Genomic DNA, 13,028 nt, shown 5'->3' with positions numbered 1-13,028 from the left:
GCTCAAACCCTTTCCAGGTCGTACTCGCCCTTTTGCCCGGAGCCGTAGCGACGCAGGGCGCCGTCCGGGCCGGAGGCGTTGGGGCGGATGAAGATCCAGTTCTGCCACGCGGTGAGCCGTCCGAAGATCTTGGTCTCCAGCGTCTCGGGGCCGACGAAGCGGTGGTTGGCCTCCATACCGGTGAGTGCGTCCGGGCTCAGCGCGGCGCGCTCCTCGAGGACGATGCGCAGCTCCTCCTCGAAGTCGATGTCGTCGAGGGCCATGGTCACCAGACCGGCCCGGTCTGCAGCTGCGGAGTCGAGGTCCTCGTCCTTGGCGGCCCGGGCCGTGGCGAGGTCCTCGTCCCGACCGAAGAAGCGCGACTCGATGCGGGTCAGCCCGTTGCCCATCGGGTACCTGCCGTCGTTGGCGTCGGTCAGACGGATCGTCGCCGGGGCCGCGTCCGGGTCCACGTCCTCGTAGACGCCCTCGAGCATGTACTGGCGGTCCGCGGCCAGCGCGAGCTCCAGCAGGGTGCCGACGAAGGCAGAGCCCGGCTCGATGACTGCGATGAGACTGCGTGAGGTGACGTCCAGACGCTTCAGGGTGCGCTTGAGGTAGTGGTTCACCTCGTTGACGAACCAGTGGTCCGCCCAGTCCGCGAGCTTCTCGTCGTGGGCGAGGACGAGGCCCTGGTCGCCGATGGCGCGCAGGACCCAGGTGCCGATGAGCAGCTCGTTGGTGCGCAGGTGCAGGATCAGGTCATCGAGCTCGCGGGCCAGCGCCAGCGGGTAGTAGTCGACGCCCTGCGCGCGGGCGGCCTCGACGTCGGCCGGCGGCTGCTCCGTCGGGGCGGAGACGGTGATGTCGACGCGGCGGCCGGCACGGTCGATCGACGCGTTGACGTGGCAGTAGCTGATCGTGTCGCCATCGATGGTGCGCTTCAGCTCGGTCAGCTCCACGCCCTCGCCGGCTGCGCCGGCGCGGGTCGACCGCGCGGCGGCGGCATGCGCACGCTTGCCGATCTCCTCGTCCCAGGAGCCACGCGGGAAGGTCGCGTCGATGAAGCCCCAGTCCACAGCGGTGTCTCCGCGGTAGCCCTCGGACTTCGTCGCGAAGAGGTCGGCGCGGTCCTTGCGCACCAGGCGCTTGTCGACCACGCGCGTCAGGCCGCCGGTCCCGGGGAGGACACCCAGCAGGGGCACCTCGGGGAGGGAGACCGTCGAGGAGTTGTCGTCGACGAGGACGATGTCATCGCAGGCGAGCGCAAGCTCGTAGCCACCACCGGCGGCGGTGCCGTTGAGGGCGGCGATCCACGTCTGTCCGGAGTTGGCGGTCGCGTCCTCGATGCCGTTGCGGGTCTCGTTGGTGAACTTGCAGAAGTTGACCTTCCAGCTGTGCGGGGACCCCGCGAGCATCCGGATGTTGGCTCCGGCGCAGAACATCCGCTCGGTCCCACCGGTCATGACGACCGCCTTGACCTCGGGATGCTCGAAACGCAGCCGCTGGACGACGTCGTAGAGCTCGATGTCGACGCCGAGGTCGTAGGAGTTCATCTTCAGTTCGTAGCCGGGCACGATGCCGCCCTGCTCGTCCACGGCGAGCTTGACCGTGGCGACGTCGCCGTCGTACTCGATGGAGAAGTGGCGGTACTTCTCCGGCGAGGTGCGGAACTCGACGACCGGGGGCGTCCCCGTCGTCCGGTCGTCTCCGCCGCTGGGCGCGGCAGCCTGGTCGATCGTGGTCTCGCTCACGTCAAAACCTTCCGTATCGGAATCGGACGTCGCGGAGGCCACGACGTCGGGGCACCCCTCTATCTTCTACAGTACGTACACGTCTCGTCAAGACCTTGTAGTATTTTTACGCAACACCAAGGAGGCGACGGGCGCGGTCCGCGTCCGACCTGAACTCGTGGACGGTGCTCTCGTGGACGATGCGTCCCTTCTCCATCACCGAGATGCGGTCGGCGACGGAGAAGGCCGCGCGCAGGTCCTGCTCGACGATGAGGACGGTGATGCCCTCCCCCGCGAGCTCTCGCACGATGCCCATGACCTGCTCGACGATCGCGGGGGCCAGCCCGTCGGAGGGCTCGTCGAGGAGCAGGACGCGTGGGCCGAGCAGGAGGGCCCGGCCGATGGCGAGCATCTGCTGCTCACCTCCGGAGAGCTGGTCGCCGCGGTTGCCGCGCCGCTCGCGCAACCGCGGCATCAGCTCGTAGACCCGCTCGAGGGTCCAGTCGCCGGATCGCTTGCTCTCGGCGATGCGCAGGTTGTTGTGGACGGTCAGCGGGGCGAAGACCCGCCGTCCCTGGGGGACGATGGCCACGCCGACCCGGGCACGGGCGTGGGTGGGCAGGGACGTGACGTCCTCGCCACCGACGTGGATGCTCCCCTCGAGGGTCCGGACGAAACCCATGATCGTCGACATGAGGGTCGTCTTGCCGACACCGTTGCGTCCGAGCAGGGCCACGGTCTCGCCGGCGGCCAGGTGCAGGTCGACGCCGGTGAGGACGGTGCTGCCGCCGTACCCGGCCTCCACCCCGTGGATCCTCAGGTCTGCTCCAGCGGCGCTCATGCGGGGGTCTCCTCGGTCGTGGTGGGCACGGTGGGTGCAGTGGACGCCGGCGGAGGGGCGTCGTGAAAGAGCTCCTCGAGCGACCCCTCGCCGAGATAGGCCTGTTGGACACGGGGGTCCTCGCGCACCTCGTCGACGGGGCCGTCGGCGATGAGCGCTCCCAGGTGGAGCACGCTGACCCGCTCTGCCAGCTGGAAGACCAGGTCGAGGTCGTGCTCGATGATCACGACGGTGAGGTCCTGCGGCAGGGAGCGCACGAGCTCGGCGAAGCGCTGACTCTCCGCCGGGGACATCCCCGCGGCCGGCTCGTCGAGCAGGAGGAGCCTGGGCCGGGTCGCCAGGGCCACCGCGACCTCGAGCTGGCGGCGCTCGCCGTGACTGAGGGTGCCGGTCATGATGTGCGACCGGTCGGTCAGTCCCACGTCGGCGACGCACTGCTCCGCGAGATCGTCGATCTCGCTGGTGCGCTTCGCCGACGAGGTCAGCCACGACATCCCCTTGCCGGCGACCCGCTGCGCCGCGAGTGCGACGTTGTCCAGCGGGTTCATCGACAGGAAGAGCGAGCTGTGCTGGAAGGTCTTGCCTAGCCCCCTGCGCGCCCGCCAGGCAGCAGACCGGCTCGTGACGTCCTCGCCGGCGAACAGCACCTGGCCGGACGTCGTCGGCAGACCACCGGAGACGAGGTTGAACAGGGTCGACTTCCCGGCACCGTTGGGGCCGATGAGCGCATGCCTACCTCCCTTCGCCACCTCGAGGCTGACGTCGTCCACCGCAGTCAGCGCGCCATACCTCTTGGTGACGTTGCGCAGGGTCAGCGCCGGTGTCACCGCGTGCGCGTCGGCGGTCATGCCTTCTCCTCCTGGGTGCGTCGGATGAGCATGCCCCGCCAGTCGGTACCGGCGAAGCCACGGGGCAGCAGGTAGACCGCCACGATGAAGACGAGGCCGAGCAGCAGCGGGCCGCGGCCACCGAGCAGTGCCCCGATGTCGTCGCGCACGATCGTCACGATGGCGGCGCCCAGGACCGCACCCCAGAGCCGGCCGCGACCGCCGAGGACCACCGCGAGCAGTGCCATCGCGGAGACCTCGAAGCCGAGGTCCGCCGGCGAGACGAACCGGTTCTGCGCCACCCACATCGACCCCGCCGCGCCCGCGACTGCCCCGGCGATGGCATAGACGGCCAACTTGAGCCGGAAGGTGTCGTACCCGAGTGAGCCCATCCGCTCCTCGTTGTCCCGCAGACCGCGCAGGGAGCGACCCAGCAGGGAGCGCGAGGTCCACCAGACGATGACGAAGCCGACGAGGAAGACCAGCAGGATCCACCAGTAGCGCATGCCCGCGAGCGTCACCGCCTCGCCGCCGGGAGCCAGGGTGATCGACGGGATGCCGTAGAGGCCGTTGGTCCCGCCGGTGAGGCTGTCCCAGCGCTGGGCGAGCACGTGGGTCAGCTCGGCGATCGCCAGGGTGAGCATGAGGAAGTAGGTCCCCTTGGTGCGAACCATGAGCACGCCGGTGACCACCGCGAAGATCCCGCCGGTGACCACCGCCGCGAGCAGGGGAACGGGGGCAAAGGCGTCGATGTCCCGAGTCACCAGAGCAGCGGTGTAGGCGCCGACCCCGAAGGGAGCGGCATGTCCGAGCGAGGGCATCCCGGAGACACCGACGAGCAGGTCGAGGCTCACCGCGAGGAGGGCGAGGGCCAGGACCCTGCTGAGGACATTCGCCGTGTCGGCGGGCAGGACCAGCGGAACGGCCACGAGGGCCAGGACGACGACCAGCGCGATGATCGAGGAGGAACGGTCCTTCATGCCGGGGCCTCCTTCTGCCCGAGCAGCCCCTGGGGCCGCAGGAGCAGGACCAGGCCCATCGCACCGAAGACGAGGAAGGAGGCGTGGCTCGGCAGGAGCGAGACGCCGAGTGTCTCGATCTGCCCGATGAGCAAGGCCCCCACGAGCGCGCCGCTGACCGAGCCGAGGCCGCCGATGACGACGACGACGAGGCCGAGCAGCAGCACGTGGTTGTCCAGGCCGGGGTAGGCCGAGAGGATCGGGCCGCCGATCACCCCGCCGGCGGCGGCGAGGGCCGCGCCGGCGGCGAAGACGCCGGCGACGAGCTTCTTGGTGTCGACCCCGAGGGCGGAGACCATCTCGGGGTCGACCACCGAGGCGCGCACGAGCGAGCCGACGCGGGTGCGCTCGATGACGTAGAGCGCCCCGACGGCGAGGAGGCCACCGACGACGATGACGACGAGTCGGTAGACCGGATAGGACTGGCCGAAGATCGTCGCACTGCCGTCCAGTCCCGTCGGCGCGGGGATGGTCTGCACCTCGTTGCCGAACTGCATCGAGATCAGGTCCGCCACGACGAGCGCGATGCCCAGCGTGAGCAGGGCCTGGTCCAGGTGGCCCCGACCGGCGACCGGCCGGACCATCGCCGACAGGCCCCAGCCCCCCAGCCCGCCGATGACGGCGGCGGCGATGATCGCACCCACGAAGGCCACCAGCGTCAGCGTCGTGCCGCCCCCGATGAGGGCGACGGCGATGTAGGCGCCGACGAGGTAGATCGCCCCGTGGGCGAGGTTGAGGACGTCCATGACGCCGAAGACGAGGGACAGGCCGAGCGCGATGACGAAGAGCAGGACACCGAAGGCGAGCCCGTCGACGATGGTCACCGCGTTGTCGGCGATGACGTTGGCCGTCAGTGCGGTCACAGGTTCACTCCTGACTGTGGTGCGGACGGGTCAGGAGGAGGGCTGGGTGAGCTCGCCCTCGATGACGTTCGTCCATGCGCCGTCCTGGTCGGCCACCTTGCGCAGGTAGTACGTCTGGTCCGGACCCTGGTTGTCGGTGAAGGACCAGGGCCCGCGCGGGCTGTCGATCTCCTCGACGCCCTGCAGTCCCTCGACGATCTCGTCACCCGAGGTGCCGGTCTCCAGCGCCTGGTCCAGGGCCGCGGCCGCATCGTAGGCCTGCACGGAGTACACGGTCGGCACCTCGTTGGTCGCCTCGTCGTAGGCCTTGACGAAGGACTGGTTCTTCTCGTTGTCCAGCGCGGATGAGTAGTGCAGCGAGGTGAAGATGCCCTCGGCGGCCTTGCCCTGCGCGTCGAGCGCGCCGCCCTCGGTCAGGAACCCGGTGGCGTAGAAGGGGACGTTCTCGTGCAGACCGAGGCTGTCGTACTGCTTGACGAAGGTGACCGCCTCGGAGCCGGCGTAGAAGGCGAAGACGGCGGCCGGGTCGGCGTTGCGCACCTTCTGCAGGTACGGCTGGAAGTTCGTCGTCGTGCCGAAGGGGGTCATCTGGGTGCCCGCGATCTCGCCACCGGCGCCCTCGAAGGTCTCCTTGAAGCCGGCGAGGAACTCCTCCCCCGCTGCGTAGTCCGGGCCCACGAGGTAGACCTCACCGTCCACGTTCTCGGCCACGTGCTCGCCCATGGCGGCGCCGATCTCACCGTTGGCGAAGCTCGTGCGCCAGACGTACTCGGAGGCGCCGTCGCCGGTGATGGCGTCGGCGCCGGCGTTGGCGATGATCAGTGGCTTCTTCGCCTCGGCGAAGGCGTCGGTCAGGCCCAGGGCCACGGCCGAGTTGACGATGCCGACCACGGCATCGATCGAGTCGTCCTGGGCGAGCTTCGTGCCGGCCGGAACGCCGTCGTCGGGGCCGCCCCCCTCGTCGACGACCTTCACCTCCACGTCCTTGCCGCCGAGCTGCCCGTCGTTCTCCTCGAGGTAGAGGTCGAAGCCGGCTTCCATGTCCTCGCCCAGCGGGGCGTAGACCCCGGACTTCGGCACGAGGAGGCCGACGGTGACCGTGCTGTCGTCCCCGCCACCGTCACCTCCGTCGCCCGAGAGTGCGGATCCACCGCAGGCGGTGAGCGCGAGGGTCGCGGTGATGGCCAGGGGCAGGGCTCGGGTGCTGCGCATGGGTACTCCAGGGGGCTCGTCATTGAGTCACGACCGGGCTCGACAGCGTGCGCGGGTCCGGTCGTCGGTTGTCCCGAGAATGGCGGGGATTAGTTCTACAGTCAATAGTCGTATCGAAATCGTTTCGTAGTAGTTTGATCCCGCACGGGCATCGCTCGTCCCGAGCCGGACCACCGCGCCACCTGCAGGGGCACGCGCGTCGTTGTACGGTCGCGACGGGCCGGGAGCACCCTGACCCGCGACGGAGGAGAAGTGCAGTGACGACGAACGTGGATGACCGGGCCACCACCTCGGCGGGTGGTCGCGCCAAGGCCGCCAGCGCCCGATCGCTGCTGTTGACGATCCTCGGCGAGTTCGTCCATCCGCGGGACGGGTCCGCCTGGACGGGCACCCTCGTCTCCGGGCTCGCCGCTCTCGGCGTCGAGGAGAAGTCGGCCCGGCAGACGATCGCCCGCACGGCGAACCAGGGGCTGATCGAGTCCGAGCGCCACGGACGCCGAGTGCGGTGGAAGGTCACCCCCGAAGGGCAGGCGATCCTCGCGGAGGGCACGGAGCGCATCTACGGCTTCCTGCGCAGCAGGCGCACGTGGGACGGGCGCTGGCTCGTCGTCGCTGCCGCGGTCCCCGAGTCCCAGCGCAGCACCCGACACAAGTTGCGGACCCGCCTGACCTGGCTCGGTCTCGGGTGCCCGACTCCCGGGATGTGGATCATCCCGGACGCGGACAAGGAGGCGGAGGTGCAGGCCACCCTGGCCGACCTCGGCCTGACCGACCGTGCCTCCGCGTGGATCGGTCGACGGGCCGCCGGCACCGACCCGGCCTCGCTGCTCGACGCCGCGTGGGACCTCGACGCGGTCCGGGCGCGATACCACGACTTCGCGGCGGACTTCGCTGAGCGGACCGTCGAGGACGACGCCGGCGCCTTCGTCGCCCAGGTCGAGCTCATCCAGGCATGGCGTTCCTTCCCCTTCGCCGACCCCGACCTGCCGGCCGAGCTGCTCCCCCGTGACTGGCCGGGCCCCCAGGCCGCCACCCTCTTCCACACCCGCCGCGATCGCTGGCACCGCTTCGCCCAGCGCGAGTGGGACCGCATGGAGACCGCCGCCGGCGAGCGCACCTGACCCACCCCGCACCCCCCGGACGGGCGAAGGGGGCCAGCCCCCTTCGCCCGTCCGGGGCCGTGGTCTGGTGCGACCTCAGAAGCGGTGCGACTCCACGTCCACGTAGTCGCCGCTCTCCTCCTGGCCGTCGGAACGCGAGCCCGAGGGAACCCGCTCCGGCGGGGAGGTCTGGACGGGGCCGAACTGGGCGTTCGGCTTCTCCCCGACGTGCTTGCGCAGCGAGGCGTCCCCCTGGCTGCCCTTGTACCCTCGTACGAGGAGCCAGTCGTGGACGTCGTCGCGCTCGGGATGGGCGTCGGGCACCGTGTTGTAGACGTAGTTGATCCCGCGGGCACCGGCCTCCTGCTCGAGATGGTCCATGACGAAGGTCCCGACGCCCTGGCCCCGACGCTGCGCGTGGACGACGAGGGTGATCTCCGCGTCACCACCCCAGGTCGTGTCGAGGAAGCCGAAACCGACCACGGCGTCGCCGTCCCTGGCGACGAACCAGTCACCGGGCAGCTCGGCCCCCTCTGCGAAGTCGAGGACCAACGCCCCGTCCGGGGCGGAGGCGGCGATGCTCGCCTTCTGCGCGTCCCAGACGGGCCGGGCCTCGTGCTCCCACGTCAGGGAGGTCACAGCAGACCCGCTTCCTTCAGGCCCTCCTCGTCGAGGTGGACGTAGTCGTACTCGACCGGCTGGCCGTTGATGCCCGTCGGTGGCTCGGCGATCCAGCCGGCGAACTTTCCGTACTCGTACTCGGGAACCATGAGCTCGGCGACCTTGGCGCGGTCCTCCTTGCTCGGGATCCACTCGTCGACCTTGGCCTCCCAGGCCGCGTCGTCGAGGACCTCACCGTCGGGGCTCACGTGGTGACCGGTGTACACACCGACCTGGCGGTGGAAGCCCTCGTGCGGGATGTAGAGGCGGTCGTCGAGTCCGGCGTCCTCGAGGGCCTGGTTCCAGCGACGCACGCCGTTCTCGCAGTCGGCGACGTACTCGTCACGCAGGTCGAGGTTGAGCGCGGAGATCATCGGGACCGTCTTGGTCTTGATCTGACCGTCCTCGACGTAGTTCATCTCGCGCTCGTCGTCGAGCAGGGTGTGGTCGTCCTTGCGCCGGGTCTCCTGCCATCGGCCCTTCAGGCCCGAGCTGTAGTAGTTGCCGGCGTTGGTCGACTGCTCGGATCCGAAGAGGTCCATCGAGACCGAGAACTGGAAGTTCAGGTACTTCTGGATCACGTCGAGCGGGATGACACCGTCCGCGAAGCCGGCGGTGCCCCCCTTCTCCTTCATCACCTCGGCAGTGCGCTCCACCGTGCGCTGCACGCCGGTGGTGCCGACGAACATGTGGTGGGCCTCCTCCTTGAGCATGAACTCGCAGGTCCGTGCCAGCGGGTCGAAGCCGCTCTCCTTCAGGGTGCCGAGCTGGTACTTGCCGTCCCGGTCGGTGAAGTAGGTGAACATGAAGAACTGCAACCAGTCGGTGGTCTCCTCGTTGAAGGCACCGAGGATGCGCGGGTTGTCGTAGTCACCCGAGTTGCGCTTGAGCAGCTGCTCGGCCTCCTCTCGACCCTCACGACCGAAGTAGGCGTGCAGCAGGTAGACCATCGCCCAGAGGTGGCGGCCCTCCTCGACATTGACCTGGAAGAGGTTGCGCATGTCGTAGATCGAGGGCGCGGTGTTGGCCAGGACGCGCTGCTGCTCGACCGAGGCCGGCTCGGTGTCGCCCTGGACGACGATCAGGCGCATCAGGTCGGCGCGGTACTCGCCCGGGACCTCCTGCCAGGCCGGCTCACCCTTGTGCTTGCCGAAGTTGACCTCGCGGTCGGGGTTGCCCTCGGCGAGGAAGATGCCCCAGCGGTACTCCTCCATCGGCACGTGCTCGAAGTGCGCCCAGCCGTCCCGGCCGACCGCCACCGCGGTCCGCAGGTAGACGTCGTGGGTCGGCAGCTGCGGGCCGAGGTTCTTCCACCAGTCGATGAACTTCGGCTGCCAGCCCTCGAGCGCACGCTGCAGGCGGCGGTTGTCGTTGAGGTTGACGTTGTTGGGGATGCGCTGGCTGTAGTCGATCGGGCTCGTGGGCCCGGTCGGCTCCGGTGCGGCTCCGATGCGGTCGTTCGTCGTCGTCATGCTCTCTCCTTGGCGCGTCGTTGCGGAGGCTGAGCCTCAGTCTACAGATGTCCTGTCGTCACGACAATACTTTGTGGAATATCGACCGAGGTCACCCAAGACGGTCGAGAACCGCCGGGCTGCCCTGGACCGCCGTGCGCTGCAGGTGCGCGTAGACGGCCCGCAGGCCCCCCTCCTCCTGCCCGCCGCCGGCGCGACCCGGGCCACCGTGGACGAGCTGGGGCATCGGCGTGCCGTGCCCGGTCGACTCGGCGGCGCTGTCCCGGTCGAGCACGAGGATGCGTCCGTGCCAGGGCGCCGCCCCGGCGATGATCGCCGAGACGAAGTCCGGGTCCGCGGACACGACGGAGCCGGCCAGGCTCCCTTCGCCCCGGGCCAGCAGCTCGACGGCGTGGTCGGCATCGCGGAAGCCCATGAGGGCGCTCACCGGGCCGAAGGCCTCGACCTCGTGCGGTTCGGGGCGGTCCGCGTCGTCGATGCGCACGAGCACCGGTGACATGAAGGCACCCTGCTGGGCATCGGCACCGACGACGTCCACCGAGTCGAGGTCGCCGAAGACGACGGTGCCGGCGTCGGCGATCTGCCGCGCGGCCTGCTGCACGTCGGCACGCTGGTCGGTGCCGACGAGGGCGCCCATGCGCACGCCCTGCGCCCCCGGGGCGCCGACGACGACGCCCGAGAGCCGCTCGCGGACCGCATCGGCGACGGCCGCGAGCTGGGACTCGGGGACGATCGCGCGGCGGATGGCAGTGCACTTCTGCCCCGCCTTGACCGTCATCTCGGTGACGAGCGCCTTGACGAAGAGGTCGAACTCGGGCTCCCCGGGGACCGCGTCGGGACCCAGGACGGACGCGTTGAGGCTGTCCGCCTCGGCGTTGAAGTGCGCCGAACGCTCGGTGACGGCCGGGTCGCGGCGCAGCACGGCCGCGGTGCCGGCGGAGCCGGTGAAGCCGATGTGGTCCTGGCCGCCGAGCTCGTCGAAGAGCCCCGGGATGGACCCCGCCACGATCTGCAGCGCCCCCTCGGGGAGCGCACCCGAGTCGATCATCATCCGCACCGCGGCGGCGGCGATGTAGGCCGTCGGCGTCGCCGGCTTGACGATCGTCGGGACCCCGGCGAGGAGCGCGGGTGCCAGCTTCTCGAGCATCCCCCACACGGGGAAGTTGAAGGCGTTGATCTGCAGCGAGATGCCGTGCGGGCTGGTCAGCACGTGCCGACCGCCGAAGGACCCCTCCTTGCCCAGCTGGATGAAGTCGTCCTCGACGACGACGGTGCCCTCGGGCAGGCCCTTGCGGCCCAGCGAGGCGTAGACCATGGCGGTACCGATGCCGCCGTCGACGTCGACGGCGGAGTCGCGCGCGGTGCAGCCGGCCCGGGCGGAGAGCGCGTAGAGCTCGTCCTTGCCCTCCTGGACGCTCGTCGCCGCGGCCTTGAGTGCGGCAGCGCGCTCGGGGAAGGTCATCGCGCGAAGGGCGGGGCCCCCCTTCGTCCGGGCGTGGGCCACGACCTCCCCCATGTCGATGCCCTCGCTGGACACCCTGGTGACGACCTCACCGGTCACGGCGTCGTGCACCGGTCGGCCGTCGCCGGTCCCGGCGATCCAGCGGCCGGCGATGTAGCTCTCGAGGATCTCGCTCATGCGTTCTTCTCCTGCGCGTCGTCGTTCCAGTCGTAGAACCCGCGGCCGGCCTTGCGGCCGTGGTGTCCCTGCTCGACGAGGTCGACGAGCAGCTGCGGCGGGGCGAATCGGGGCCCGAGCTCGCGCTCGAGGTAGCGGGCGATGCCCAGTCGGGTGTCGAGACCGACCAGGTCGGTGAGCTCCAGCGGGCCCATCGGGTGGCCGTAGCCCAGGGCCATGGCCGCGTCGATGTCCTGCGCGGAGGCGACGCCGGACTCGAGCATGCGGATCGCCTCGAGACCGATCGCGACACCGAGACGGCTGCTGGCAAAGCCCGGGGAGTCCGCGACGACGACCGGGGTCTTGCCCAGGCCGTCACGCACCCACTCGACCGCACGATCACGCCAGACCTCGTCGGTGGCGCTCGCGATGACGATCTCGACGAGCTTGCTCGCGGGCACCGGGTTGAAGAAGTGCAGTCCGAGGAAGCGCTCCGGCCGGCGAAGGGAGGTGGCCAGGGCGTCGAGCGAGATGCTCGAGGTGTTCGTCGCCAGGGCGGCGTCGTCGGCGATGACTGCCTCGACACGCCCGAGGGTCTCGCGCTTGAGCTGCTCGTCCTCCGGAACCGCCTCGACGACGAGCCCGCACCCCGAGAGGTCTGCGGCGTCGGTGGTCGTCGTCAGGCGCCCCATCGGCTCGGCCGCGTCGGCGAGCTTGCCGCGCTCGACTCCCTTGTCGCAGGAGCGTTGGACACGGGCGCGGGCCGCATCGGCCGCCGCCTCGTCGCGCTCGAGCAGGACGACCTCACCACCGGCCACGAGCAGGCCGTGCACGATGCCGGCCCCCATGAGTCCGCCGCCGACGACCCCGGCGCGGGCGGGGATCCGACCGTGACTCATGCGAGTCCTCCGGTGGCGTCGATGACATCGCCGGTGATCCACCGGGCGTCCTGCGAGACCAGCAGTGACACGACCCCGGCGATGTCCTCGGGGGTGCCCAGACGGCGCATGGCGTTGCCGGCGGACATGGCCTCGACCGCCTTGTCACTGGTGATCGAGCGCATGTACTCGGTGTCGGTCGCGCCGGGCCGGACGACGTTGACGGTGACGCCACGCTTCGCGACCTCCTTGGCGGTGACCCTGGTCGCCGCCTCGAGACCGGCCTTGGCCGCGGCGTAGGTGCTCTGCCGGGGCGGAGCCACCCGGGCGGCGGCGCTGGACACCATCACGACGCGGCCGCCGTCGGCGACGCGACGGGCAGCCTCACGCAGGACGAGCAGGGCCGAGACGAGGTTGAGCGAGAGGGAGTCGTTGATCTGCTCACTCGTCAGGTCGGTGATGCGCGGGTAGTCCCACCCGCCGACGCAGTCGACGACGACCGCGAGGTCGCCGCCCTCCTCGGCCGCGTCGAAAGCGGCCAGGACGCCCTCCTCCGTCGTCGCGTCGACCCGGAGCGTCCGCGCTCGCGCGCCGCCCTTCTCCAGCTCGGCCACGAGCTGCTCGGCACGCTCCGGGTGCCCGTGGTGGGTGATGGTCACGTCATGGTCCGCCGCGAGGCGACGGGTCACTGCCGCGCCGATCCCTCCGGCTCCGCCCAGTACCAGGGCAGTAGTCATCGTCGACTCCCTTCGTCAGCCCCCAACATGCCACACTCTTGTGTCGTCACGCTAGTTGCTTTGTCGACCTTCGCTCGGGCGCCGGCGTG

At 70.2% G+C, this 13,028-nt stretch carries 12 protein-coding genes; 1 reads left to right on the top strand and 11 read right to left on the bottom strand.

What is annotated here, in order from left to right:
- Window positions 1–2 precede the first annotated feature (2 nt).
- The 6 genes from boxC to V1351_RS03580 form a co-directional block, all read right to left on the bottom strand.
- Window positions 3–1,733: a 2,3-epoxybenzoyl-CoA dihydrolase gene (gene boxC, locus V1351_RS03605; RefSeq protein ID WP_338750794.1), complete on the bottom strand. Its 1,731-nt coding sequence runs from the start codon at window positions 1,731–1,733 to the stop codon at window positions 3–5.
- 106 nt (window positions 1,734–1,839) lie between these two features.
- Window positions 1,840–2,553, bottom strand: a complete 714-nt coding sequence (locus V1351_RS03600; protein WP_338750792.1) for an ABC transporter ATP-binding protein — start codon at window positions 2,551–2,553, stop codon at window positions 1,840–1,842.
- Complete coding sequence (locus tag V1351_RS03595) at window positions 2,550–3,401, bottom strand: ABC transporter ATP-binding protein (protein WP_338750790.1); 852 nt, start codon at window positions 3,399–3,401, stop codon at window positions 2,550–2,552. The genes V1351_RS03600 and V1351_RS03595 overlap by 4 nt, the downstream gene beginning before the upstream one ends.
- On the bottom strand, window positions 3,398–4,360 hold the full coding sequence (locus V1351_RS03590; RefSeq protein ID WP_338750788.1) for a branched-chain amino acid ABC transporter permease: 963 nt from the start codon (window positions 4,358–4,360) through the stop codon (window positions 3,398–3,400). Before V1351_RS03590 ends, V1351_RS03595 begins: the two co-directional genes overlap by 4 nt.
- Complete coding sequence (locus V1351_RS03585; protein WP_338750786.1) at window positions 4,357–5,262, bottom strand: branched-chain amino acid ABC transporter permease; 906 nt, start codon at window positions 5,260–5,262, stop codon at window positions 4,357–4,359. The genes V1351_RS03590 and V1351_RS03585 overlap by 4 nt, the downstream gene beginning before the upstream one ends.
- 30 nt (window positions 5,263–5,292) lie before the next feature.
- Window positions 5,293–6,474: an ABC transporter substrate-binding protein gene (locus V1351_RS03580; RefSeq protein WP_338750784.1), complete on the bottom strand. Its 1,182-nt coding sequence runs from the start codon at window positions 6,472–6,474 to the stop codon at window positions 5,293–5,295.
- Window positions 6,475–6,731: 257 nt separating this feature from the next.
- Here V1351_RS03580 and V1351_RS03575 point away from each other — a divergent pair, with 257 nt between their 5' ends.
- Window positions 6,732–7,595 carry a PaaX family transcriptional regulator C-terminal domain-containing protein gene (locus V1351_RS03575; protein WP_338750782.1) on the top strand — a complete coding sequence of 288 codons (864 nt, stop codon included), beginning with the start codon at window positions 6,732–6,734 and terminating at the stop codon, window positions 7,593–7,595.
- Between the two features lie 75 nt (window positions 7,596–7,670).
- On the opposite strand, the gene V1351_RS03570 is transcribed toward V1351_RS03575, so the two are convergent.
- The 5 genes from V1351_RS03570 to V1351_RS03550 form a co-directional block, all read right to left on the bottom strand.
- Complete coding sequence (locus tag V1351_RS03570; RefSeq protein WP_338750780.1) at window positions 7,671–8,213, bottom strand: GNAT family N-acetyltransferase; 543 nt, start codon at window positions 8,211–8,213, stop codon at window positions 7,671–7,673.
- Window positions 8,210–9,706 (bottom strand): benzoyl-CoA 2,3-epoxidase subunit BoxB, encoded by a 1,497-nt coding sequence (gene boxB / locus V1351_RS03565; RefSeq protein WP_338750778.1) that lies wholly within the window; start codon window positions 9,704–9,706, stop codon window positions 8,210–8,212. The genes V1351_RS03570 and boxB overlap by 4 nt, the downstream gene beginning before the upstream one ends.
- A 91-nt stretch (window positions 9,707–9,797) precedes the next feature.
- Entirely contained in the window at window positions 9,798–11,345 is a 1,548-nt protein-coding gene (gene paaZ / locus V1351_RS03560) for a phenylacetic acid degradation bifunctional protein PaaZ (RefSeq protein WP_338750776.1), read from the bottom strand.
- Window positions 11,342–12,223 (bottom strand): 3-hydroxyacyl-CoA dehydrogenase family protein, encoded by an 882-nt coding sequence (locus tag V1351_RS03555; protein ID WP_338750774.1) that lies wholly within the window; start codon window positions 12,221–12,223, stop codon window positions 11,342–11,344. The genes paaZ and V1351_RS03555 overlap by 4 nt, the downstream gene beginning before the upstream one ends.
- The gene (locus V1351_RS03550) at window positions 12,220–12,939 is read right to left on the bottom strand and encodes an SDR family oxidoreductase (protein ID WP_338750773.1); all 720 of its coding nucleotides are present in this window, start codon (window positions 12,937–12,939) and stop codon (window positions 12,220–12,222) included. Before V1351_RS03550 ends, V1351_RS03555 begins: the two co-directional genes overlap by 4 nt.
- Window positions 12,940–13,028: the final 89 nt, after the last annotated feature.

The sequence above is a fragment of the Janibacter sp. A1S7 genome, from assembly GCF_037198315.1.
In the GTDB taxonomy this organism is placed as follows: domain Bacteria; phylum Actinomycetota; class Actinomycetes; order Actinomycetales; family Dermatophilaceae; genus Janibacter; species Janibacter alittae.
The sequence above is the reverse complement of the archived record's forward strand: the minus strand, read 5'-3'. Positions and strand labels throughout refer to the sequence as shown.